Annotated in this window: 21 protein-coding genes; 13 read left to right on the top strand and 8 right to left on the bottom strand. The window is 68.9% G+C overall.

Translation table 11 applies throughout. From position 1 onward, the window contains the following. Positions 1-17: 17 nt before the first annotated feature. On the bottom strand, positions 18-1,076 hold the full coding sequence (locus AC6CID_RS19480; protein WP_374107754.1) for an iron-siderophore ABC transporter substrate-binding protein: 1,059 nt from the start codon (positions 1,074-1,076) through the stop codon (positions 18-20). Between the two features lie 46 nt (positions 1,077-1,122). Then, positions 1,123-2,130 (bottom strand): ABC transporter substrate-binding protein, encoded by a 1,008-nt coding sequence (locus AC6CID_RS19475; protein WP_064061605.1) that lies wholly within the window; start codon positions 2,128-2,130, stop codon positions 1,123-1,125. A 269-nt stretch (positions 2,131-2,399) separates the two neighbouring features. Here AC6CID_RS19475 and ctaD point away from each other — a divergent pair, with 269 nt between their 5' ends. The 3 genes from ctaD to AC6CID_RS19460 all read left to right on the top strand — a co-directional run bounded on the left by ctaD (position 2,400) and on the right by AC6CID_RS19460 (position 6,397). Then, complete coding sequence (gene ctaD / locus AC6CID_RS19470) at positions 2,400-4,160, top strand: aa3-type cytochrome oxidase subunit I (RefSeq protein ID WP_024101412.1); 1,761 nt, start codon at positions 2,400-2,402, stop codon at positions 4,158-4,160. 172 nt (positions 4,161-4,332) lie between these two features. Continuing rightward, a complete protein-coding gene (gene serB / locus AC6CID_RS19465) occupies positions 4,333-5,562 on the top strand; it encodes a phosphoserine phosphatase SerB (protein ID WP_498354330.1) in 1,230 nt (409 codons plus the stop codon). After that, the gene (locus AC6CID_RS19460; protein ID WP_006554579.1) at positions 5,555-6,397 is read left to right on the top strand and encodes a peptidyl-tRNA hydrolase; all 843 of its coding nucleotides are present in this window, start codon (positions 5,555-5,557) and stop codon (positions 6,395-6,397) included. The genes serB and AC6CID_RS19460 overlap by 8 nt, the downstream gene beginning before the upstream one ends. A 27-nt stretch (positions 6,398-6,424) precedes the next feature. Here the strand turns inward: AC6CID_RS19460 and glgX are convergent, their stop codons facing one another. Next, positions 6,425-8,587 (bottom strand): glycogen debranching protein GlgX, encoded by a 2,163-nt coding sequence (gene glgX, locus AC6CID_RS19455; protein WP_231781892.1) that lies wholly within the window; start codon positions 8,585-8,587, stop codon positions 6,425-6,427. Between the two features lie 43 nt (positions 8,588-8,630). Here glgX and AC6CID_RS19450 point away from each other — a divergent pair, with 43 nt between their 5' ends. From AC6CID_RS19450 to AC6CID_RS19430, 5 genes are read left to right on the top strand one after another with little or no spacing between them, the layout of a single operon-like run. After that, on the top strand, positions 8,631-9,461 hold the full coding sequence (locus AC6CID_RS19450) for an ABC transporter ATP-binding protein (RefSeq protein ID WP_006554577.1): 831 nt from the start codon (positions 8,631-8,633) through the stop codon (positions 9,459-9,461). Between the two features lie 44 nt (positions 9,462-9,505). Then, positions 9,506-10,339, top strand: coding sequence for an NUDIX hydrolase (locus tag AC6CID_RS19445; protein WP_006554576.1), 834 nt, complete (start codon positions 9,506-9,508; stop codon positions 10,337-10,339). A gap of 10 nt (positions 10,340-10,349) precedes the next feature. Next, a complete protein-coding gene (locus AC6CID_RS19440) occupies positions 10,350-11,129 on the top strand; it encodes an enoyl-CoA hydratase-related protein (protein WP_019288413.1) in 780 nt (259 codons plus the stop codon). A gap of 53 nt (positions 11,130-11,182) precedes the next feature. Beyond that, positions 11,183-12,160 carry a class I SAM-dependent methyltransferase gene (locus tag AC6CID_RS19435; protein ID WP_019288412.1) on the top strand — a complete coding sequence of 326 codons (978 nt, stop codon included), beginning with the start codon at positions 11,183-11,185 and terminating at the stop codon, positions 12,158-12,160. Next, entirely contained in the window at positions 12,161-13,318 is a 1,158-nt protein-coding gene (locus AC6CID_RS19430) for a THUMP-like domain-containing protein (protein ID WP_006554573.1), read from the top strand. A gap of 24 nt (positions 13,319-13,342) precedes the next feature. Here the strand turns inward: AC6CID_RS19430 and AC6CID_RS19425 are convergent, their stop codons facing one another. Beyond that, the gene (locus tag AC6CID_RS19425; protein ID WP_033097729.1) at positions 13,343-14,659 is read right to left on the bottom strand and encodes an outer membrane protein assembly factor BamB family protein; all 1,317 of its coding nucleotides are present in this window, start codon (positions 14,657-14,659) and stop codon (positions 13,343-13,345) included. A gap of 93 nt (positions 14,660-14,752) precedes the next feature. On the opposite strand from AC6CID_RS19425, the gene AC6CID_RS19420 reads away from it, so the two are divergent. After that, a complete protein-coding gene (locus AC6CID_RS19420) occupies positions 14,753-15,511 on the top strand; it encodes an acyltransferase (protein ID WP_064061607.1) in 759 nt (252 codons plus the stop codon). A gap of 34 nt (positions 15,512-15,545) precedes the next feature. After that, on the top strand, positions 15,546-17,048 hold the full coding sequence (locus AC6CID_RS19415) for an amidase (RefSeq protein ID WP_033097731.1): 1,503 nt from the start codon (positions 15,546-15,548) through the stop codon (positions 17,046-17,048). A 13-nt stretch (positions 17,049-17,061) separates the two neighbouring features. Here AC6CID_RS19415 and AC6CID_RS19410 read toward each other — a convergent pair whose 3' ends face one another. Genes AC6CID_RS19410 through AC6CID_RS19395 form a run of 4 tightly spaced genes read right to left on the bottom strand, consistent with a single transcriptional unit; the run spans position 17,062 to position 21,192 of the window. Continuing rightward, the gene (locus tag AC6CID_RS19410) at positions 17,062-17,604 is read right to left on the bottom strand and encodes a GNAT family N-acetyltransferase (protein WP_024101406.1); all 543 of its coding nucleotides are present in this window, start codon (positions 17,602-17,604) and stop codon (positions 17,062-17,064) included. Beyond that, positions 17,601-18,848: a glycosyltransferase family 4 protein gene (locus tag AC6CID_RS19405; RefSeq protein WP_064061608.1), complete on the bottom strand. Its 1,248-nt coding sequence runs from the start codon at positions 18,846-18,848 to the stop codon at positions 17,601-17,603. Before AC6CID_RS19405 ends, AC6CID_RS19410 begins: the two co-directional genes overlap by 4 nt. Beyond that, positions 18,845-20,365 carry a 1,4-alpha-glucan branching protein domain-containing protein gene (locus tag AC6CID_RS19400; RefSeq protein ID WP_037216018.1) on the bottom strand — a complete coding sequence of 507 codons (1,521 nt, stop codon included), beginning with the start codon at positions 20,363-20,365 and terminating at the stop codon, positions 18,845-18,847. Before AC6CID_RS19400 ends, AC6CID_RS19405 begins: the two co-directional genes overlap by 4 nt. 26 nt (positions 20,366-20,391) lie before the next feature. After that, positions 20,392-21,192 carry a class I SAM-dependent methyltransferase gene (locus tag AC6CID_RS19395; protein ID WP_006554566.1) on the bottom strand — a complete coding sequence of 267 codons (801 nt, stop codon included), beginning with the start codon at positions 21,190-21,192 and terminating at the stop codon, positions 20,392-20,394. A 223-nt stretch (positions 21,193-21,415) separates the two neighbouring features. Between AC6CID_RS19395 and AC6CID_RS19390 the strand changes: the two genes are divergently transcribed. The 3 genes from AC6CID_RS19390 (at position 21,416) to AC6CID_RS19380 (ending at position 24,182) form a co-directional block, all read left to right on the top strand. After that, complete coding sequence (locus AC6CID_RS19390; protein ID WP_006554565.1) at positions 21,416-22,201, top strand: electron transfer flavoprotein subunit beta/FixA family protein; 786 nt, start codon at positions 21,416-21,418, stop codon at positions 22,199-22,201. 45 nt (positions 22,202-22,246) lie between these two features. Continuing rightward, entirely contained in the window at positions 22,247-23,203 is a 957-nt protein-coding gene (locus AC6CID_RS19385) for an electron transfer flavoprotein subunit alpha/FixB family protein (RefSeq protein WP_006554564.1), read from the top strand. Between the two features lie 148 nt (positions 23,204-23,351). Then, on the top strand, positions 23,352-24,182 hold the full coding sequence (locus AC6CID_RS19380) for a GNAT family N-acetyltransferase (protein ID WP_064061609.1): 831 nt from the start codon (positions 23,352-23,354) through the stop codon (positions 24,180-24,182). The last annotated feature ends 75 nt before the right edge of the window (positions 24,183-24,257 follow it).

The raw sequence follows: 24,257 nt of genomic DNA, 5'->3' as shown, positions 1-24,257 counted from the left end.
GCCGGTCGAGCCGGCGATCAGTTCGAATATCCGTTGAGGGTGTGCGTCAGGTCGGTGAGGATCGCCCGCGCGGCGACCGGTCCGGGGGTCGACCACACGTCGTCGGTCACGGAGAACAGACGGTTGTCGCGCACGGCCCCGAGGTCGAGCCACTCGTCGGTCTGCATGTAGTCCTTGCCGGCCTCGAGCCCGTCCTCACCGGCGAAACGGACGAAGATCACATCGCCGTCCGCCGGGGCCGGGTCCTCGGTGTCGACGGCCTGCCACGGTTGTCCGTCGACGACCGCGAACCGCTGGGCCGGGGGCCGGGCAGCGCCGACGTCGCCGAGCACCTGCCCCGCGAACGACGCGGTGCCCTCCACGGTCGGGCCGTCGGCCGTGAACCGGACGATCGACGCCTGCGTCTGGGACGACACGAGCTCGCGGCCCAGATCGCGCGCGGCCGTCGCGTAGTCGTCGAGCACGCGACGTGCGGCCTCCGTGCGCCCGAGCGCCTCACCGACCCGCACGAACTGTTCCCTCCAGAAGACCGGATCGGACCCGACCAGCACGGTGGGTGCGATGCCGCTGAGGGAGGCGTAGACGTCCGGGGCGGTGGAGGAGCCGAGGATCACATCCGGCTGTGCGCGCTCGATCGCCGCGACGTCCGGGTTGCCCGCGCCACCCACGGGCGGGAGTTCGCCGATCCCGTAGCCGAGATATTCCGGCCGGCCGGTGAGCTCGGCGCTCGCTCCCACGACGCGCTCCCACAGCCCCAGGGCGCACACCGCGTCGAGCGCCGCGGGGTCGAGGACGACGATCCGCTGCGGGTCGGCGGGCACATCCGACCGGCCTGCGGTGTGCAGGACCGGCCGGGTGCCGGTGGTGGGCTGTCCCGGATCGAGCGGGGAGGGGAGTGCGCACGCGGTCGACGTGTCCCGGTCGATGCCCACGACCGACGCACCGGCGATGCGGGTCGTGGTGCGCACGATCTCCGATGCGTCGTCGTCGGGAGGTGTGGAGCATCCGGCCAGGGCTGTCGTCACCGCAGCGACGGCTGCGACGAGTACTGCTCGTGACCGGTGCACGGAAAACACGTCGGACCAACTCCTGTAGGACGCTGCTCGGATCGGACGGCTCAGGCTATCCGGTCGTGTGACGGTCGACGCCGAAGGTGTCCGCGAGGTCGTCGAGGATGCGGTGCGCACCCTGGATGCTCACCGGCATCATCCACACGCTGTCGTCGACCTCGACCTTCCTTCCCTGCAGGTTCTGCCACAACGGATTGGTGACGAAGGGTTCGGCCGCCGCCTGCGCCTTGCCGTCGCCGAGGTCGTAGGTGGTGACGAAGATGACGTCCGCCTCGGCCTCGGTGATCAGTTCGGGGCTGATGGCGTTCATGATGCTCGACGGATCCGACGGATCGGGACCCTGGCTCGCGGGGCGGGCGAGACCGGCGTCCTCGAGCACGATGCCGCTGAACGAGGTGGTGCGGTACAGCCGGGCCGTCGGTTCACCGGCGAAGCGGACGATCGAGATCGTCGGGTTGCCGGCCTTTTCGTTGATGTCCGCACCGATGGCCGCGGCGCGCTCCTCGTACTCGGAGATCTTCTGCTCGGCGAGGTCCTCCTTGCCGATGGCCTGCGCGACGAGGCGGATGTTGTCCTTCCACGTCGGTCCGGTCGACTGGGAGAAGACGGTCGGGGCGATGGCGGACAGTTCCTCGTAGTTCTCTCCGTCGCGCACCTCCGCCGAGAGGATGAGGTCGGGTTCGAGCGCGGCCACCTGTTCGAGGCTCACGTCCGCGGTCTTGCCGACGGACACGGCGTCGGTCGCGTGCTGCCGCGAGTCGCCGAGATAGTCGGGGAACTCGTCGGTGCGGTAGTCGACGTACCCGACGAGAGGTGCCTCGAGGAGAAGCACGGCGTCGGAATAGCTCGTGTCGAGCGCGACGATGCGGGTCGGCTCGCTCTCGATCGTGGTGGAACCGCGGAAGTGTTCGACGGTCCGGGGGAAGCCGGCGGCCGAGTCGGACGCGGTGTCGGTGGTCGCGTCGTCGGAGGTGTCGGCCGAACTGCAGCCGGCGACGAGGAGTCCGGCGGTCAGCAGTGCTGCCGCGAACCGGGCTGGTCGGGAGGAGAGAACAGGCACGGGTCGTCCTTCTGTGATTGCGGGGGGAAGTGCACCCTAACCCGTGCTGTTCGCGCGTGGTGGGGTCACCTGCTGTCGCCCTGCGTGTGAAGTGCAGCACAAAATCCGATTGTGGTTGTCCGCTCCGCTCCAGGTAGCCTCGCGAGTCGAGTACGACAGTGAGTAGGACCCGGAGGGCGACCGTTTCGGGCAGGGTCTACGATTCGATGAGCGCAAGCCAGAGACCGTTCGCCTCCAGCCCGAGGTCGAGCGCGCATTCAGGAGGATTAGTGACTGCCGTAGCGCCCCAGCCAGTCCCAGAGATAGCTGCAGCAAGGCCGTACCCGCCGCGGCAGGGACCCAAGGGTTCGTTCATCTACAAGATGATCACGACCACAGATCCCAAGATGTTGGGGATCATGTACATGGTCACCTCGTTCGCCTTCTTCCTCATCGGCGGCCTGATGGCCCTGCTGATGCGTACCGAGCTCGCGGTCCCCGGCCTGCAGTTCCTGTCGAACGAGCAGTTCAACCAGCTGTTCACCATGCACGGCACGATCATGCTGCTGATGTACGCGACGCCGGTCGTGTTCGCCTTCGCGAACTACATCCTGCCGCTGCAGATCGGCGCCCCCGACGTCGCCTTCCCGCGCCTGAACGCCTTCAGCTACTGGCTGTACCTGTTCGGCGCGACGATCGTCATGCTCGGCTTCGTCACCCCCGGCGGTGCCGCGGACTTCGGTTGGACGGCGTACACGCCGCTCACCAGTGAGATCCACTCCCCGGGTGTCGGTGCCGACTTCTGGATCCTCGGCCTCGGCGTGATGGGTCTGGGCACCATCCTCGGTGGCGTCAACTTCATCACCACCGTGGTGTGCATGCGTGCACCGGGCATGACCATGTTCCGGATGCCGATCTTCACCTGGAACATCCTGATCACCAGCCTGCTGATCCTGCTCGTGTTCCCGCTGCTGACCGCCGCCTTCATGGGCCTGTTCGTCGACCGTCACCTCGGTGGCCACATCTACGACCCCGCCACCGGCGGTGTGCTCCTGTGGCAGCACCTGTTCTGGTTCTTCGGTCACCCCGAGGTGTACGTCATCGCGCTGCCGTTCTTCGGCATCGTCTCGGAGATCTTCCCGGTCTTCTCCCGCAAGCCGATCTTCGGTTACACCGGTCTTGTCTACGCCACGATGGCCATCGCGGCGCTGTCCATCGCCGTGTGGGCGCACCACATGTACGCCACCGGCGCCGTGCTGCTGCCGTACTTCTCGTTCATGACCTTCCTGATCGCCGTCCCGACCGGTGTGAAGTTCTTCAACTGGATCGGCACGCTGTGGAAGGGCCAGATCACCTTCGAATCGCCGATGCTGTTCTCGGTCGGCTTCATCGTGACCTTCCTCTTCGGTGGTCTGACCGGTGTCATCCTCGCGAGCCCGCCGCTGGACTTCCACCTGCACGACTCGTACTTCGTGGTGGCGCACTTCCACTACGTGCTCTTCGGCACCATCGTGTTCGCGACCTACGCCGGCATCTACTTCTGGTTCCCGAAGATGACCGGACGCATGCTCGACGAGCAGCTCGGCCGCTGGCACTTCTGGCTGACCTTCATCGGCTTCCACACCACCTTCCTGGTGCAGCACTGGCTCGGTAACGAGGGCATGCCGCGTCGCTACGCCGACTACCTGCCGTCCGACGGGTTCACCACCCTGAACACGATCTCCACCATCGGTGCGTTCGTGCTCGGTGCCTCGACGCTGCCGTTCCTGTGGAACGTCTTCAAGAGCTACCGCTACGGCCAGGTCGTCACGGTCGACGACCCGTGGGGTTACGGCAACTCGCTCGAGTGGGCCACCAGCTGCCCGCCCCCGCGGCACAACTTCACCGAGCTGCCGCGGATCCGTTCGGAGCGTCCCGCCTTCGAGCTGCACTACCCGCACATGGTCGAGAAGATGCGCGCCGAAGCGCACGTCGGCCCGGGCAGCGACAAGCACAACGTCAACGTCCTCGAGGGTGCCGACCGTACCCCCGGCGACCATCCGCGCGCCTGAGCGCAGATCGACGATCGACCGAAGCCCCACCCGTTCACCGGGTGGGGCTTCGGCCTTTCCGTGGGTCCGGACCCGCGAAGGGGAGCGGCGGTTCGCCCTGCAACAATGAACGAGCGAGCCGGTACGCGCGTGCGTCCGTGTGTACCTCGACAGACAAGCGATCGGAGACGTAGTGGCGTCTGACAGCACGGTGCTGGTGACCGTGACCGGACCTGACCATCCCGGCGTGACCTCGGTGCTCTTCGCAGCGCTGACGCGGCACGACGTCGACCTCCTCGATGTGGAACAGGTCGTGATCCGTGGCCGGCTCACCCTCGGTGTCCTCCTCGTCTGCCCGACCGATGTCGAAGCGTTGCAGGACGAGGTCGAGTCCGCGATGGCCACCATCGGCATGCACGCCGACGTCCAGATCGGTGCCGAGCGCGGCGCCCGCACCGTCTCGACCCACGCCGTCGTGGTGCTGGGCAGCCCGGTCAGTGCCAAGGCGCTGCGATCGGTGGGCCGCGCCCTCGCGGCCCAGGGCGCGAACATCGATTCGATCCGCGGCATCGCCGACTACCCGCTCACCGGCCTCGAGCTGATGATCACCGCGCCCGACACCAGCGTCGAGGCCGACGCCGCGCTGCGGCACGCCCTCGTCGAACTCGCCGCGGGCCTCGACGTCGACATCGCGGTGGAGCGCGGCGGTCTCGCCCGTCGTTCCAAGCGCCTGATCGTCTTCGACGTCGACTCCACGCTCATCCAGGGCGAGGTCATCGAGATGCTCGCCGCGCACGCCGGTGTCGAGGACAAGGTCCGCGAGGTCACCGAGGCTGCGATGCGCGGTGAGATCGACTTCGCGCAGTCCCTCGAACAACGCGTCGCGACCCTCGCGGGTCTGCCGGCGACCGTCATCGACGAGGTCGCCGAGCAGCTCGAACTCACTCCCGGTGCCCGCACCACGATCCGGACGTTGCGTCGGCTCGGCTTCCGCTGCGGCGTCGTCTCGGGCGGCTTCCGCCAGGTGATCGACCCGCTCGCACACGAACTCGAACTCGACTTCGTCCGCGCCAACACGCTCGAGATCGTCGACGGCAAGCTCACCGGGCGAGTGGTCGGCGACATCGTCGACCGCGCCGCCAAGGCACGCGCCCTCCGCGAGTTCGCCGACGAGGCGGGCGTGCCGGTCGAGCAGACCGTCGCGGTCGGCGACGGTGCCAACGACATCGACATGCTCTCGGCCGCGGGCCTGGGCGTCGCGTTCAATGCCAAGCCGGCCCTGCGCGAGGTCGCCGACACCGCCCTGTCGTATCCCTACCTCGATGCGGTGCTCTTCGTCCTCGGCGTCACCCGCGAGGAGATCGAGGCGGCCGACCGCGTCGACGGAACCCTGCGCCGCGTCCCGATCGACGGCAGTGTCTGAGCTGGACCCCGACTTCGCGGACACGGCGCCCGAGCCGGTCTTCGAGGCCGCACCCGATCGGGTCTTCGACCCGGCCTCGGATCCGGGTTTCGCCGAGCGCCACGGCGTACTCACCCGCGGTTACGGGCACCGGCCCGACCCGGAGGATCCGGCGAAGGTGCAGGCGATGCCGATCGTGCTGCACATCCCCAAGGTCGATCCACCCGCCCGCAGCGCGGTGCTCGAAGCCGCCGCGATGGCCACCGTGGCACTGTGTTTCGACCCGCGGGTCGGTCCCGGCCCGGACGGCGAACCCGGTCCGTGGCAGGAACCCTTCCTCGCATGGAACGACGCGCGGATCCGGAAGGTCGCCCGCCGCGCCCGCGGAGCGCACTGGCGTGCCGCGCAGGACGTCGACGGAGTCACCGTCGACCACGCCGGTGCCCAGGCCCGGGCGTTCGTGCCCGGCCCGGTGGGGGAACTGGACCCGCGCATCTCCCGCCTGCAGATCGGTGGCACCGACCTGCCCCACGACGATCCGCCCCCACCGGCGGACGGCGTTCCGGTCCTCTGGGTGCAGAAGGACCTCGAGATGACCGTCGGCAAGGCGGCCGCGCAGGTCGGTCATGCTGCGATGCTGTTCGCGGGGGCACTGGACGTCGACACCGCACGCGCCTGGGCTTCCGACGGATTCCCGTGTGCCGTCCGCGATGCGGACGAGGCCACCTGGCGCGAGCTGCTCGCCCGCGTGGAAGCCGGCACGGCCGTCGCGGTCCGCGACGCGGGCTTCACCGAGGTGGCCCCGGGTTCGATCACCGTGATCGCGGTGCCCGGCACGGTCGACGAACGAGCCTGACCTCCACCGGCGTCGTGCCGCCGTGGATCATCCTTGCTCGATGGGTCCGTCGTCCGCGATCCAGAAGATCAGCACCGTCGGACCGTCGACCGGGTACGAACTTCCCACCCGCATCGGGGAGGTGTCCGCGGGCCTGCCGTCGGGGGCACTCGAATCGAAGACGCACACGATGTTGCCGCGATACCACTCGGGTCCGGCGAGGGTCACCGTGGCGGCGTCGCCCGAATGCAGAACGAACAGCCCGCTGCTGTCCTCGAGAGTGACGCCGGTGCGGGTCACGGTGCCGAGTTGCGAGCCGTCGACCCAGCCCTGCAGCGTGCGGCGACTGTCGTCCTGCCACGCATCCTCGTCGAGTTCGATCCCCTCGATGCCGAACCACACGAGATCGGGATAGCCCACGGACCGGGCGCGGCCCTCGAAGAAGCGTCGCTGCCGCAGCACCGGGACGCGCGTGCGCAGGCGGAGCAGTTCGCGCACGTAATCCGTTCGCGCACGGTCGGCGTGCTCCCAGTCCAGCGGCCAGGCGTCGCGGACGGGGACGTCCACGGGGACGCAGTAGGCGTTGTTGTTGCCGTTCTGCGTGTGCCCGAACTCGTCGCCGGCGAGCAGCATCGGTGTGCCCGTCGACAACAGCAGCGTCGCGAGCATCGCCCGGATGTGCCGGTCGCGGGCGGCGAGGATCTCCGGATCGTCGGTCGGCCCTTCGACCCCGTGGTTCACCGACTCGTTGTTGTTCGACCCGTCCCGGCCCTCCTCACCGTTCTCGTCGTTGTGCTTGCGCTCGTACGAGACCGCATCGGCGAGGGTGAAACCGTCGTGGGCGGTGACGAAGTTGACCGACATCCACGGCTGCCGGATGTTCCTGTCGTAGAGGTCCTCCGAACCGGTGAGCCGCGACGCCATCTCGCGGATCCCGGAACGTCCCGCCCAGTAACGGCGGACCGTGTCGCGGTAGCGGTCGTTCCATTCGGCCCATTGCGCGCCGAAGTTCCCGAGCTGGTAACCGTGTGCGGTGGCGTCCCACGGTTCGGCGACGAGCTTGACGTCGCAGAGGACGGGATCGGTGACGATCGCGGTGAGCAGTGCCGCTCGCGGATCGAAGGCCCCACCGCGGGGACGGGCCAGCGCACTGGCGAGGTCGAAGCGGAAGCCGTCCACCCCCATCACGTCCGCCCAGTACCGGAGGCTGTCGCACACCATCCGCACGACGATCGGTGAGGACGCGTCGAGGGTGTTGCCGCACCCCGTCAGGTCGATGTCCCGTCCGTGCGCGTCGAGCAGGTAGTAGCCGGGCGCGTCGAGACCGCGCCAGGACAGACTCGGACCGTCGACCGATGCTTCGCACGTGTGGTTGTAGACGACGTCGAGCAGCACCTCGAGCCCGGCGCTGTGGAAGGCGTCGACCATCGTTCGGAACTCGGCGATCTCGTTGCCGGGCGTGACGGCGTAGGCGGGATGCGGCGCGAAGTACGAGGCGGTCGAGTAGCCCCAGTGGTTGCGCATCCCCCGCGCACGCACCGACGGCTCGGTCACGAAGGCCTGCACGGGGAGCAGTTCGACCGTCGTCACTCCCAGCCCCACCAGGTGGTCGATCACCGACCGGTGGGCGAGTCCGAGATAGGTGCCGCGCAGTTCCGGCGGCACGAGCGGGTGACGGGCCGTGTACGAACCGACGTGCAGTTCGTAGACGACGGTGTTCTCCCACGGCACGCGGGGTTTGTCGTGCATGGGCGTCAGGACGGGGGTCACCACCGACAGAGGTGTGTGGCCGAGCGAGTCGGTGCTCGACATCGCACCGAACGGGTCACCCTGGTGGGGGATCAGCCGGTCCGGATCACCGACGTCGCCGACGATCCGCCGGGCCCACGGGTCGAGCAGGATCTTGTGCGGATTGGTACGCAACCCCCACTGCGGCTGCCACGGCCCGTAGGCGCGGTAGCCGTACCGTTGCCCGGCGCCGACGCCGGGGACCACCCCGTGCCAGACCCCGTAGGTGCGGTCGGGCAGGTCCACGCGGTGTTCGTTCCCGTCGTCGTCGACGAGACAGACCTGGACGCGGTCGCTGTGCGGGGCGTGGACGGCGAAGCGTGTCCCACCGTCGACCGGGGTGGGGCCGAGCGGGAAGGCGGCCCGGTCGGGGAGCGCGACCGAGCCGGACACGACAGCAGATTCGGATGCGGAGGACGACACGGGAACCGATCCTGCCGCGTTTCGGGCTCGGGCGTAAGAGAAGATGGTCCGCGTGGCACAACCTGATCCCGATTTGCTCATCGAATTCGACGACGTAGTGGTCCGACGCGGCGGGAACGTCCTCGTCGGTCCCGTGACCTGGAAGGTGGAACTCGACGAACGTTGGGTGGTTCTCGGACCCAACGGGGCAGGAAAGACCTCGCTGCTGCGGGTCGCGGCGGCCGAGACGTTCCCCACCTCCGGCACCGCGCACGTCCTCGCGGAGACGTTCGGAAAGACGGATCTGTCCGAACTACGACCCCGGATCGGATTGTCCTCCGCGGCCCTGGCCAACCGGGTGCCGAACGACGAGAAGGTCACCGATCTCGTGCTCTCCGCGGGCTACGGCGTGCTGGGCCGGTGGCGCGAGCAGTACGACGACATCGACACGAGCCGCGCGGTGGAGATGCTCGAGAGCCTCGGCGCGGAACATCTCGCCGACCGTCTGTACGGGACGCTGTCGGAGGGCGAACGCAAGCGTGCGCTCATCGCCCGGGCGCTCATGACCGACCCCGAACTGCTGCTGCTCGACGAGCCCGCGGCCGGTCTGGACCTCGGCGGTCGCGAGGAACTCGTGGCCCGGCTCGGGACGCTCGCGGCCGACCCGGATGCCCCTGCGATCGTGCTCGTCACCCATCACGTGGAGGAGATCCCGCCGGGCTTCACGCACGCGCTGCTCCTGAAGGAGGGCGGTGTGGTCGCCCAGGGCCTGCTCGACGACGTGATCACCGCCGAGAACCTCAGCGCGGCGTTCAGTCAGTCCATCTCGCTCGACAAGGTCGACGACCGGTTCTTCGCCCGCCGCACCCGCCAGGCGGGACGGCACCGCCGGTGACTCCGGGTCGGGTGGTGCCGGGACCGATCGGTTAGGTTGAGGCCATGGCCAACAATCGCTCGGCATCCACCTTCGATCCCACCGCGGTACCCATCCGCGACGCGTCCACCGTGATGCTCGTGCGGGACTCTGCGCGCGGCGTCGAGGTGTTCCTGCAGCGTCGTGTCGTCGGCATGGACTTCGCCGGCGGCATGACCGTCTTCCCCGGCGGCGGTGTCGACACTTCCGACACCGACGCCGAGGTGCGGTGGACCGGACCGGACGTGACCTGGTGGGCCGAGCGGTTCGGTATCGGCGAGGCGCAGGCCCGTGCACTGGTGCTCGCGGCCGTGCGCGAGACCTTCGAGGAGTGTGGCGTGCTGCTCGCCGGACCCACCGAGGATTCGGTGGTGGCCGACACCGGTGACTACGCGGAGGCGCGTCGTCTGCTGGAAGCGCGCGAGTTGTCCTTCGGCGACTTCCTGGAGAAGGAACAGTTGGTGCTGCGCGCCGACCTGCTGCGTCCCCACGCGAACTGGATCACCCCGCTGGGGGAGCGGCGCCGCTACGATACGCGGTTCTTCGTCGCCGCGGTACCGGAAGGACAGCGGGCCGACGGCAACACCAGCGAGACCGATCTGGTGCAGTGGCAGACCGCGGAGGAGGCCCTCGCCGACTGGCGGTCGGGCCGGTGCATCCTGCTCCCGCCCACGTGGAGTCAGCTGTCGATCCTGTCGGGCTTCGCCACGGTCGCCGACCTCATGGCGGCGGATCCGGTCATCGAGCCGATCCTGCCGATCATCAGCCGTCGCGACGGGGCGGTCCACATCGCGTTCGACGGGGACGAGGCCTACTACGAGGTCGGTACTCATCCGTGGGCCCAGCGCTCCGACATCTAGGCTGAGGACCATGGCTGAATTCGTGACCCTCGACGTCTCCGACGGCATCGGCACCATCCGTCTCGACCGCCCTCCGATGAACGCGTTGAACCGGCAGCTCCAGGAGGAGATCCGGGCCGCTGCGCGCGAGGCGACCGTCCGGTCCGACGTGAAGTCGGTGATCGTCTACGGCGGCGAGAAGGTGTTCGCGGCCGGCGCCGACATCAAGGAGATGGCCGACCTGAGCTACGTGCAGATGAGCGAGATCGTCGGCGACCTGCAGTCGGCCCTCGGGTCGATCGCCGACATCCCCAAGCCCACCGTCGCCGCGATCACCGGCTACGCCCTCGGTGGTGGCCTCGAACTCGCCCTCGGCGCCGACCGGCGCATCGTCGGCGACAACGTCAAGCTCGGCACGCCCGAGATCCTGCTGGGCATCATCCCCGGTGGCGGCGGCACCCAGCGACTGGCTCGGCTCGTCGGCCCGGCGAAGGCGAAGGATCTCGTCTTCACCGGTCGTTTCGTCGGCGCCGACGAAGCCCTGTCGATCGGTCTGGTCGACGAGGTCGTCGCCCCCGACGACGTCTACGAGGCTGCGCGTCGCTGGGCCGGGCAGTTCACAGGCGCCGCCTCGCGCGCGCTCGCCGCTGCGAAGGCCGCGATCGACCAGGGCCTCGACACCGATCTGGATACGGGTCTGAAGATCGAACAGCACGTCTTCGCCGCGCTGTTCGCCACGAAGGACCGCACCATCGGCCTCGAATCGTTCATCGAGAACGGGCCGGGCAAGGCGAAGTTCGTCGGCGAGTGATGCCGACCGGCACCTGCACTTGTCCACAGCTTACCGATGAGTAGGATCACCGCATGACTGCCAGCAGGACCGACGGGGTCGACCCCGCGCCGAATCCGCACGCCACTGCCGAAGAGGTCGCAGCCGCGCTCGAGGACACCAAGCTAGCCCAGGTGCTCTACCACGACTGGGAAGCCGAGACGTACGACGAGAAATGGTCCATCTCGTACGACGAGCGGTGCATCGACTACGCCAAGGGGCGGTTCGTCGCCGCGGCCGGCGATCAGCCGCTGCCCTACGAGCGCGCACTCGAACTCGGCTGCGGCACGGGCTTCTTCCTCCTCAACCTCATGCAGGGTGGGGTCGCGAAGACCGGTTCGGTGACCGACCTGTCGCCCGGCATGGTGAAGGTCGCGCTCCGCAACGCCGAGAATCTCGGCCTCGACGTCGACGGCCGCGTTGCCGACGCCGAGACCATTCCGTACGACGACGACACCTTCGACCTCGTGGTCGGCCATGCCGTGCTGCACCACATCCCGGACGTCGAGCAGTCGCTGCGCGAGGTGCTGCGCGTGCTCAAGCCCGGCGGCCGTTTCGTCTTCGCCGGTGAGCCCAGCACGATCGGCAACTTCTACGCCCGCATGCTCGGCCGGGTCACGTGGGAGGCCACCACCAACATCACCAAGTTGCCTTTCCTGCGCGACTGGCGTCGTCCGCAGACCGAGCTCGACGAGTCCTCCCGGGCGGCCGCCCTCGAGGCCGTCGTCGATCTGCACACCTTCGATCCTTCCGATCTCGAGAAGCTGGCCTCCTCGGCCGGAGCCGTCGAGGTCAAGGCGTCGAGCGAGGAGTTCGCCGCGGCCCTGCTCGGCTGGCCGGTGCGCACCTTCGAGGCCGCCGTCCCGCAGGAGAAGCTGGGCTGGAACTGGGCGAAGTTCGCCTTCGGTGGCTGGAAGGCGCTGAGCTGGGTCGACGAGAACATCCTCGAGCACGTCGTGCCCCGTAGCTTCTTCTACAACGTCATGATCACCGGTGTGAAGCCCGGCAAGTAGTTGGGTTACGACTTCACCCTCGCCGACGTCGAGTACCTGACGTCGGACGACGGCCGCGACGCTCTCGCGAGCGTCGCCGACCGGGAGCTGTCGACGCGTACGCGCCTCGCCGACATCGGCTGGGCGCGTACGCGTTTCGGCGATCGTGCCGGAATGCTGGTCGAAACCGTCATCCTCCGACGCAAGACGGAGGCGAAGATCGCAGGCGGCGGCGAGTGGGTGCTCACCGACGACGCTCTGCAGCAGTCCACGCCCACGCGCGTCGCGGCCCACCGCGCGAAGCGGTTGCGAGGGCGCACAGTGCACGACGTGACGTGTTCGATCGGCGCCGAGCTCACTGAACTCGTCGGAGTCGCCGAGACCGTGATCGGCAGCGATCTCGACGACGTGCGGCTGGCGATGGCCGCGCACAACGTCCCCGGGGCGTACCTCCTGCGCGCCGACGCCCTGCGTCCGGTCACGCGAGGCACCACCGTCATCGCCGATCCCGCACGCCGTTCGGGCGGGCGACGGACCCATGATCCGGCCGCGCTGCAACCACCGCTGCCCGATCTCCTCGACGCCTACGCGGGCCGCGATCTCGCCGTGAAGTGCGCACCGGGACTGGATTTCGACTCGTTCGACTGGGCCGGTGAGGTCGAGGTCGTCTCGCTCGACGGTGGAGTCCGCGAAGCGTGCCTGTACTCGCCGGGATTGAGCACTCCCGGCGTGCGCCGACGGGCTGCAGTACTGCGTTCGGACGGAACCGGTTTCGAGATCACCGACGCCGCGGACGACGACATTCCGGAACGGGAGCCGGGGGAGTGGATCGTCGACCCCGACGGCGCGATCGTGCGCGCCGGTCTCGTCCGCCACTACGCGGCAGCCCACGGACTGTGGCAACTCGACCCGCGGATCGCCTATCTCACCGGCGACAGCCTGCCCGACGGAGTACGGGGTTTCCGGATCGTCGAGCGTCTCAAGTACAGCGAGAAGACACTCCGTCAGGCGCTCGCCCGCCACGACTGCGGCGCGGTCGAGATCCTCGTGCGCGGCGTCGACGTCGACCCGGCGGTATTGCGTCCGCGCCTGAAACTGCGCGGGTCGGCCTCGCTCAGCGTGGTGCTCACCCGCATCGGCCGGACGCCGGAAGCCTTCGTCTGCACGCCGTCGCGCTGACCGCCCTCACACGGGCGGCCGTCCTCACACGGACTGCGGTTCGCGCAGCACCACCACGTCCCCGTCGAGAGTCGTGATCACGAACTCCCCGCCCGGGCCGACGCCGGTGCCGACCGGCAATCCGGTGGCGGGATCGAGGGGTTCCTCCTCCATCGTCGCTCCGTCCGCGAGATCGAGCACCGCCGCTGCGAGACCCCGATCGCCGTCGACGACCACATAGGCCCGGCCGTCGGCGGTCACCGCCGGCGCACCGTACGGAGTCACGTCCGCCCGCTCCCACTCGACTTCGACGCTGTCGCCGCCGTCGCGCAGGGCCGTCAGCGGGGCGCTGCCGTCGGCCGACGCGAGGAGCAGCAGTCCGTCCTCGGTGACGGCGGGACCGAGCGCCGTGGGACGGCCGGTCTCGTGGGTCCATCGCGCTTCGCCTGTCTCGGCGTCGAGCGCCCACAGGGCACCCTCCCCGTCGTGGACGTAGACGGTCGAACCGTCAGCAGACAGAACCGGACTCGTCACCGCACCTCCGGGGAGGTCGGGTACCGACCACTCCTCGATGACCACGGCGTCATCACCGGCCGTGTAGCGCAGCGCCACGAGCGCCGACCTGTCCGAACCCGGACGCCACACGGTGACGAAGACACGGTCGGTGGCGGTGTCGACGGCCGGGGTGGTGGCGACCGGGCAGTCCTCCGAGCCCCCGAAGCAGGCGGGGAGGCCGTGATCGCTCGCGAGTCGCGGCAGGTTCTGCCCGTCCTCGAGGGTCGGCACCGGCACCAGATCGAACAGCGGTGCCTCGAGTTGTCCCGTCTGCGGGTCGACGACGTTGACCTGACCGAAATGCGTGACCACCAACAGGCTTCCGTCGGAGGTGAACTGTGCGCTGCGGGGGCTGCCGCTCACGGGAATGCGCCAGCGACGCTGGCCGTGCTCGTTGAACGACAGCAGTCCGCCGTCCTCACCGACGTAGATGTTCGCGACGCCGTCGGAGACGGGGGTGATCGTCGTGACGGCCGGGGCGAGACGCGTGCACCAGCGCTTGCGGCCTGTGTCCATCTGGAAGGAGAACAGATTGCATCCGGCCTCCGTCGCGGCCGCCACCGAGACCTGGCCGTTGGCCGCGATCCCGGCGGGGGAGCCGACCGGGCCGCCCAGCGGACGCGTCCAGCCGGGCGCGAGGTCGTCGACGCTCTCGGCGGTCGCGGTGTTGCTGTTGCGGGCATCGGAGTGCCGTCCCGGCCAGCCACCGCTCGACAACACGTCGTCGGTGCCGGCCCCACCGCCGCACGCGCTCAGCGCGAAGACCACCGTCAGCGCCGGGACCGCGGTCCGCAGGACACCCCGCATCACTCAACTCCTCCACAGGCGAACGATTCGACGTGTCAGCGTATCGGGCCGGGGGTCGTGAGCCGCGAACGAGGCGGACCGTAGGCTGCCCCTATGACGAGCATGTGGGGTGCACCTCTGACGGCGAGGTGGCGCGGGTCCCGTCGGAGGGATCCCGAACAGGTACGATTCCTGACGCTGTCCTCTCTGAAATGGGTGCTGGACAACAAGGCGTACACGCCCTGGTACCTGGTCCGGTACTACCGCCTGGCGAAGTTCCGGCTGGCCAATCCGCACGTGGTGCTGCGCGGCATGGTCTTCCTGGGCAAGAACGTCGAGATCCACGCGACGCCCGAACTGTCGCGCCTCGAGATCGGCCGCTGGGTCCACATCGGCGACGGCAACGCCATCCGCTGCCACGAGGGTTCGCTCCGGATCGGCGACAAGGTCGTCTTCGGCAAGGACAACGTCGTCAACACCTATCTCGACATCGAGATCGGCGCGTCGACGCTGGTCGCAGACTGGTGCTACATCTGCGACTTCGACCACCGCACCGAGGACATCACCTACCCGATCAAGGACCAGGGCATCGTCAAGAGCCCCGTCCGGATCGGTCCGGACACCTGGATCGCCGCGAAGGTCACCGTGCTCCGCGGCACCCGGGTCGGCCGCGGTTCGGTGCTCGGAGCCCACGCGGTCGTCAAGGGAGACATCCCTGATTTCAGTATCGCGGTGGGTTCGCCCGCCAAGGTCGTGAAGAACCGTAAGGTGGCGTGGGAGAGCGCCGCTGCCGAGCGTGCCGCCCGGGAAGCGGCGCTCGCAGATATCGCACGGAAGAAGTCGGGAGACACGCCCGCGGGCGTCCACCAGTAGCGACGCGGGCCGGGACACTGTCGGGGGACAGCAGATGGACTACTCGGAGTATCGGAGTCACGACGCGACCGGCCTGGCCGAACTCGTCGCGACGGGGCAGGTATCGGCGAGCGAGTTGCTCGAGACCGCGATCGCGCGGCTCGACACGGTCGAACCGACACTGAACACCGTCGTCCGCAGGCTCGACGACAAGGCCCGTGTCCTGGCACGCGAACCGCTCGACGGTCCGTTCGCCGGGGTGCCGTTCCTGCTCAAGGATCTGGGGCAGGATCTGGCCGGTGAGCCGACCTCGTGCGGGTCCCGTGTCCTCGCGGACCTGCCGATGGACGAGAACTCGGTGATCGTCGACCGGTGGCTCGGAGCCGGCCTGGTCCCGTTCGCCAAGACCAACACCCCCGAGTTCGGGGCGAAGGGCATCACCGAGCCCGAGGCGTTCGGGGCCACCCGAAACCCGTGGGATCCGTCGGTGACGCCGGGCGGGTCATCGGGTGGTTCCGCCGCGGCGGTCGCGGCCGGCGTCGTTCCCGCGGCGGGAGCGAGCGACGGCGGCGGCTCCATCCGCATTCCCGCCGCCTGCTGCGGGCTCCTCGGGCTCAAGCCCGGACGCGGACTCGTGCCCACCGGTATGCGCGGCGGGGAACCGCTGCACGGCGCGGCTACCAACGGGGTGATCTGCCGGACGGTGCGCGACGCCGCTGCCTTCCTCGACGTCATGGCGGGCCCGTACGCGGGTGGGCCGTATCTCGTCGAGCGTGCCCGGTCGTACGCAGAGGCCGCGCGCTCGGCGCCGAAGCGGTTGCGGATCGGATACGAGACCGCGTCACCGATCGGGACGCCGGTCGATCCGGAGGCAAAGGCCGCGGTGGACGCTGCCGTCGCGGTGCTCGAGGAACTCGGCCATCACGTCGAACCCGCCTCGACGGGTATCGACGAACGGCGTCTCGCAGAGGACTTCCTCATCATGTGGTTCGCCACGGCTGCCGCGGAGGTCGCCGAGGCCTGCCGCCTCACCGGAGCACGACCCGAGGACTTCGAGTTCGACACCCGCATCATCGCCGCCGTGGGCAAGGCGACCTCGGCGTCGGACTACATTGCGGCCCATGCCCGCTGGGCCGAGTACGCGAGCGGTCTCGCGCAGTTCCACGAACGCTACGATCTGCTGCTCACGCCGACACTCGCCTTCCCGCCGTCGCGCATCGGCGAACTCGACACGCCCCGCTGGATGCGGCGTGCCGGCGAGGCGCTCCTGCGTACCCGCACCGCGTGGATCGCGACCCGGGCCGGTTTCATCGACCGGGTGGTGGACGACAATCTGGGGCGCACCCCCTACACGCAGCTGGCCAATATCACCGGGCGCCCGGCGATCTCGGTGCCGTTGCACTGGACGGTGTCCGGTCTGCCGCTCGGGGTGCAGTTCGTCGGCCCACTCGGTGGGGAGAGTGTGCTCCTCGCCCTCGCAGGCGAACTCGAACAGGCCCGGCCGTGGTTCGATCGGCAGCCGCCGCTCGCTCCGGCCGAGTTGTCCGCTACCTCGTGAGTCGAAGGTCGACTCAGGGTCGGCCCAGTGGCTTCCGGTAGACGACCGTTTCACATAGGACCGCAAGAGCCGGAACGAGTTCCGGATGGCGCGTATCGAGCGGCGCGGGCTCCTCCGGCACGTACCCGAGCCGGGTGTAGAGCCGGTCGAGGAACACCTTCGACTCGTGTGAGGTGTCGCGCGGACGGATCACCTCGAGTTGCATTGCCTCGAAACCCCGCTCGGCGAACTCCGTCTCGACGGTGTCGATCAGGACGCGGCCGACGCCCGTGCCGCGGACCTTCGGGTCGGAGGCGAGCATCCCGAACTCGGCCGTCGTCGCGTCGACCGGGGTCACGCGGATACAGCCGACCACCCGGCCGTGCGAGCGGGCGATGCGAATGCTGCCCTCCCGCGCATATCGGGTGATCTCGTCCGTGTCGGTCCGTGTGGTGCCCGGTACCCACATGCCGTCCTCGGCCACCGCGTAGACCGCGTTGAGCAGTGCGGTGACGGCGACGATATCGGATTCGTGCGGTGCCAGGCGCTCGATTTGGAGCGTGTGCTGCTCGTTCATCCGCGGTCCGGGAGGGGACGTTGGGGGACAGTGGGGCGTGCGAGCGGGTGACGCACCCGCCGCTTCGCCGACGAGTAGACCTGCGCGGTTTCTTCGGCGACGCGGCGCCAGTCGAAGTCGTCGGTCAGTCGTGCCCGAGCCGCCCGCGCGCGCACTCGGGCGGCCTCGGGATCGTCGAGGGTTTCCCGGACGGCCGAGACGAGTCCGGCCACGTCGCCGGGCCGGAACGACAGTCCGGTCACGCCGTCGACCACGGCTTCGCCCAGGCCGCCGGCGGTGGACGCGATGAGCGGGGTACCCGCTGCGGCGGCCTCGAGGGCGATGATGCCGAACGGCTCGTAGCGGCTCGGCAGCACGATCGCGTCGGCGCCGTGCAGCCAGCCGAGCAGTTCGGTGTGGTCGAGGTTGCCGAGGAAACTCACCGAGCGTGCGACGCGGTGTACGCGTGCCTGCTCGTGCAGCCACTCGAACTGGGTGCCCTCACCGGCGACCACGAGGGTCGTGCCGGGATGCGAGCGGCGGATGCGGGGGAGCGCGGCGATCGCGTCCTGCACACCCTTCTCGTATTCGAGGCGGCCGACGTACAGCAGTCGTGCCGGCCCGGGACGCGGTTCGCGGTCGCGGTACGACCAGGTGGTGATGTCGATGCCGTTGCGGATCACGGAGATCTCCGGCAGGTCCGGACCGTACAACTCGGTGACCTCGTCGTGCATCGACGCCGAACACGTGATGAGACGGTCGGATTCGTTGGCGAGCCACCACTCGACGGAATGCACCTGGCGGTTGATCCGGCCCGACAGCCAACCGCTGTGGCGACCGGCCTCGGTCGCGTGCAGGGTCGACACGAGCGGCACGTCGAAGTACTCGGCCAGCGCGATCGCGGGGTGGGCGACGAGCCAGTCGTGGGCGTGGACGACGTCCGGATACCAACCTTCGCCGATGCCGCCGCGGGTCAGCCCGATCCCGGCGCGGACCATCGCGTGGCCCATCGCCAGCGTCCAGGCGATCATGTCCTCGCCGAAGTCGAAGTGGGGTGCGTCCTCCGCGACCGCCACCACGAGCACGCCGTCGGCGATGTGGCTGATCGTGGGGTGGGTCGACGCATCGGTGCCGGTCGGGCGACGTGACAGCACCACCACCTCGTTGCCCGCCGCGGCGAGTTCGGTGGCGAGATGATGGACGTGTCTGCCCAGGCCGCCAACGACGACGGGTGGGTACTCCCATGAGACGAGCAGAATCTTCATCGCGGGCCTCCGTGGCGTCCGGGCAGTCGTCGGGCGTCGAGTCCTGGGAAGAGATTGTCGGCGCGGTTCCATCCGTCGGCCAGACGCCGTGCCGTCTCGGTGCGTCCGGAGTCGACCGCCTCGGCGATCTCACGCAGGGCGTGGGCGTGTTTGTGCGCGCGGTCGCGGGCATAGGCGGCGGCGGTGTCCTTGCTGACCATGAACGCCCAGTCGCTGGAGACCGTCAGCAGCGCTTCGCGCACCATCTGGTCGTGCACGCGGTTGCGGAGCGCGACCGACGACGTGCTCTGCTCGCGGGACTTGTCGATGCTGTCGAGGGTCGTGCGCACCACCTCGTCGTTGAGACGCACGAGATCGGCGACCTGGTCGCCGGCCCAGACCCGCCAGTCCTTGCCCGAACCCCACGACGAATTCTCGAGATCGACGGAGGCGCCGACGTATCCGCGGTCGCGGGCATCGGCGAGGGTTCCCACCTCGATGCCGGCCTCGGGAAGCGCGCGGAGCAGTCGTTCGAGGAAGATCGGACCTTCGAACCACCAGTGGCCGAACAGTTCCGTGTCGAAGGCCGCGACGACGAGTGCGTCCCGGCCGATGCGGCCGGATTCGCTGCGCAATCGCTGCCGGACGGTCTCGACGAAGTCGGCGACGTGCCGGTCGACGGCGTGCGACGCGAGTTCGGGATCGTAGGGCGCCTTCTCGTGCGAGGGCACCGTGCGGCCCGTGACGCGGGACGGTTTGAGTCCGGTGTCGTGGCAGTAGGTGTGGAAGTCGCGGTAGGCGGAGTGGCCGGGATAGCCGGACTTCGGCGACCACACCCGGTACGAGACCTGCAGGTCGCGGCCGAAACACACGACGTCCGAGTCGCGGACCGTGCGGCCGAGCGAGGTGTCGCCGCGCAGCGCAGGACCGTCGACCATGAAGTGCTCGACTCCCGCTGCGGCGTAATCGTTCTCCATGCCCGGCGTGTAACCGCATTCCGGGCCCCAGATGCCGCGGGGGCGATGGTTCCAGCGGGCGTGCGCGTCGGCGAGACCTTCGGACAACGAGAAGGTGCGCAGTCGCGGGTCGAGGAGGGGCTGGAACGGATGGGCGAGAGGCCCACCGAGCAGTTCGATCGCGTCGGCGTCGATCAGCTGCCGCACGACGGGAGATCCGCCGTGGCGCCATTGGGTTTCGAAGTCCTCCAGTGCCGCGGTGGCGGCGCGGTGCTCGCGGGCGCCGAGTGCGCGGTAGGACTCCTCCCGCATGCCGGCCGCCTCGTGCGCGCGCAGTTGCCAGTTGCCGAGCCAGTGGTGCATCCCGGCGAGGCAGTGCGGGTCGTCGAGTTGCGCGGCCAGTACCGGGGTGATGCCGAGTGTGAGCATCCGGGTTCGGCCTTCGGCGGCGAGCCGCCGCAGCACGTCGGTGACGGGCAGATAGGTCGCTGCCCACGACTGGTAGAGCCATTCCTCGCCGACGGGCCACCGGCCGTGGTGGGCGAGCCACGGGAGGTGGGAGTGGAGGACGAGCGCGAACATCCCGGGTTCGCGGGACGATGCGGCACTCACGGAGCGGTGTCCTTCGCTGCGGGGTCCTTCACGGCGATCGCGACCAGATCGAGGCTCGCATCGATGTTCTCGGGGACGATGGCGAAGTCGTCGGTGGAGACCATCGCGACGTCGGCGGTGAGATCGTCCGGCCACGGCTGCCCGGCGAGGGCGCGCTCGATCTGGGCGTCGATGAACGATCCGCCGTGCTTGGCATCGAGTGCGCGCAGCGTGGGGCCGTGGTGCACGCCGGTCATGAGTTCGACGCGGAAGCCGGCGTCCTCGAGCAGTTCGGTCAGTTCGGCGGCGTTCAGCTCACGGGTGTGGAAGGGGTTGAGCGGGGTGTCGCGGCCGGGGGAGAAGGTGATCCGGTTGGGAGTACTGATGAGCAATTCGCCGCCGGGGGTAAGAACGCGGTGACATTCGCGTAGGAACTGTGTCTGATCCCACAAATGCTCGATCACCTGGAAGTTCACGACCGTATCGACCGATTCGTCCTCGAGGGGAAGTTCGGCGAGGTTTCCGTGCCGGATGTCCACGCGGGGGTAGCGCGCGCGGATGTGTGCGACGGCGCTCTCGTCGTAGTCGAGGCCGATCACGCGCGTCGCCACATCGGCGATCATGTCGGCCCCGTAGCCTTCGCCGGCGCCGGCCTCGAGCACGGCCCGGTTCACGCAACGGGGGAGAAAGTTCTGGTAGACGACCTCGTGACGTCGGAACCAATAGTTCTCCTCGGCGATGCCGGGGACCGTCCGTTCGCCGGTGAGGGGGAGGGCGTGCGCGTCATCGGCGCGGGCGGGGGTGTCGCTCACCGCCACGACATTAGACCTCTCCCCGGAGGGGTGGTCTCCGGTGTTCCAGATCACAGGTTTCGTCGTCCTTCCGTACGGCTATGGTGAACCGGGAATCCCGTCAAGTTACTGACTGGTAACTTAGCGGCTGATAATCTATCGCACACGCCGTGCGAAAGACACGAGTGCTCGGTTCAGGCAGCGCCTTGCCGACCAAAGGCAGCTACACACAGGAGGTCGACGCAGACCCATGACGAACATCGTCGTTTTGATCAAGCAGGTCCCCGACACGTGGTCCGAGCGCAAGCTCAGCGACGGCGACTACACGCTCGACCGTGAGGCCGCCGACGCCGTGCTCGACGAGATCAACGAGCGCGCCGTCGAGGAAGCTCTGCTCATCAAGGAGCGCGACGGCGGTGAGGTCACCGTTCTGACCGCCGGCCCGGACCGCGCCACCGACGCCATCCGCAAGGCGCTGTCCATGGGCGCCGACAAGGCGATCCACCTCAACGATCCCGCCATGCACGGCTCCGACTCGATCCAGACCGCGTACGCGATCGCCGCTGCGCTCGGCCAGATCGAGGGTGTCGAGCTGGTCATCGCCGGTAATGAGGCCACCGACGGTCGCGTGGGCGCCGTGCCCGCGATCATCGCCGAGTACCTGGGCCTGCCCCACCTGACGCACCTGCGCAAGCTCACGATCGCGGACGGCAAGGCCGCCGGCGAGCGCGAGACCGACGAGGGCGTCTTCGGCATCGAGGCTCCGCTCCCCGCCATCGTCTCGGTCACCGAGAAGATCAACGAGCCCCGCTTCCCCTCCTTCAAGGGCATCATGGCCGCGAAGAAGAAGGAAGTTCAGACCCTCACCCTCGCCGACATCGGTCTCGATCCCGAGATCTTCGGTGTTGCGAACGCTGCGTCCACCGTCACCGGTGTGACTCCGAAGCCCCCGCGCACCGCGGGTGAGCGCGTCACCGACGAGGGCGACGGCGGCAGCAAGATCGCTCAGTACCTGGTCGGCCAGAAGATCATCTGATCGCGCCCCGCGACAACATCTGACATATCTAGGAGAGAAGTAGTAATGGCAGAAGTACTCGTGCTCGTCGAGCATGCCGAGGGCGCGCTCAAGAAGGTCAGCACCGAACTCATCACCGCCGCGCGTGTGCTCGGCGAGCCCTCCGCCGTCGTCGCAGGTGCCCCCGGCACCGCCGACGCGCTGCAGGACGCCCTCGCCGCCGCCGGTGCGGTCAAGGTCTACGCCGCCGAGTCCGAAGACGTCGACAACTACCTGGTGACCCCGAAGGTCGACGTCCTCGCGTCGCTCGTCGAGTCCACCAGCCCCGCCGCCGTCATCACCGCCGCGTCCGTCGAGGGCAAGGAGGTGTCGGGCCGCCTCGCCGCCCGCATCGGCTCCGGTCTGCTCGTCGATGTCGTCGACGTCAAGGCCGACGGCTCCGCCGTGCACTCGATCTTCGGTGGCGCGTTCACCGTCGACGCCAAGGCCAACGGTGAGGTCCCCGTGATCTCCATCCGCCCGGGCGCCATCGAGGCCAAGCCCGAGGCTGCCGCCGCCGAGCGTGTGGCCGTCGAGGTTCCGGCCCAGGAAGAGAACGCCGTGAAGATCGTCTCGCGCGATCCGATCGTCGGCGGCGACCGTCCGGAGTTGACCGAGGCGTCGATCGTCGTCTCCGGTGGCCGCGGTGTCGGTTCGGCCGACAAGTTCTCCGTCGTCGAGGAGCTCGCCGACTCGCTCGGTGCCGCCGTCGGTGCTTCCCGCGCCGCCGTCGACTCGGGCTACTACCCGGGCCAGTTCCAGGTCGGTCAGACCGGTAAGACGGTCTCCCCGCAGCTGTACGTCGCGCTCGGCATCTCCGGCGCCATCCAGCACCGCGCCGGCATGCAGACGTCGAAGACCATCGTCGCCGTCAACAAGGACGAAGAGGCCCCGATTTTCGAGATCGCGGACTACGGCGTCGTCGGCGACCTGTTCAACGTCGCTCCGCAGCTGACCGAGGAGGTCAAGAAGCACAAGGGCTGATCCGCTCCGGCAGATCGATCCCTGCGCGGCCCCGCTCCTTCGAAAGGAGCGGGGCCGCGTGCATTCTGCGGGAGTGTTCATCGGCGATGCATCGCCGCGACACCCCGTCGCCGCCGGCACGCCTCCCACGGTCGTTACACCTTGGGGCATGACCACATCGCCGGTGCTGTACCGCCCGAGTGGGTTCACCGCTCCCGTCCTGTCCGGCCCCCACTACTCCCTCGTCGTGTCGACGGAAGCGTCGGATCGCCTGGCTGCGCAACGCCTTCGGTACCGGGTTTTCTCCGGTGAACCCGGCTTCCGGATCCCCGATGCGGGGGGCGCATCCGACGCCGACCGGTTCGACGAGTTCTGCGACCACGTGCTGGTGCGCGATCGGGTCACCGACGACGTCGTCGGCTGTTACCGGATGCTGCCGCCCGAAGCCGCCCGCGAGGCCGGTGGGTACTACACCGCCACCGAATTCGATCTCTCCGCACTCGACCCACACGGGCGAGGCCTGGTGGAGATGGGCAGGGCCTGCGTCGATCCAGCCCACCGTTCCGGATCGGTCCTCACCCTGATGTGGGCCGGCATCCTGCACTATCTCGAGGCGACCGGACACAACGAGGTCGTCGGATGCGTCTCGGTGCCCATGCGCACGACGCCCGACGAGCCCGAGGCGTCGAACGTTCGGGCCGTGCGCGACCTGCTGCTCGAACGACACGCCGTCGAACCCGCAGCGCGGGTCCGACCGCTGAATCCCGTGATGGTCGAAGGCCACCCGCTCGACGAGATCGCTCCGTTGCCGCGTCCCGTGGTCCCGCCGCTCCTGCGCGGATACCTGCGGCTCGGTGCCCGGATCTGTGGTGAACCGGCCCACGATCCGGACTTCGGGGTCGCCGACTTCGTCGCGATACTAGCCGTGGACCGGGCGGACACCCGCTATCTCGCCCGCCTGCGCGCGGCCGCCGAGCGTGCCGAGCGGGGGTCGCGGTGACTCGGGTCGGTACGACACGGGTGCACGCGTGGATGCCGTCGAGTCCGTGCGGGATCCGGTGCCTGCCGGACGGGA

The organism is Rhodococcus sp. GQ147 (assembly GCF_059759155.1).
Note: the sequence above shows the minus strand (reverse complement) of the source record. Positions and strands in the feature narration are given on the sequence as shown.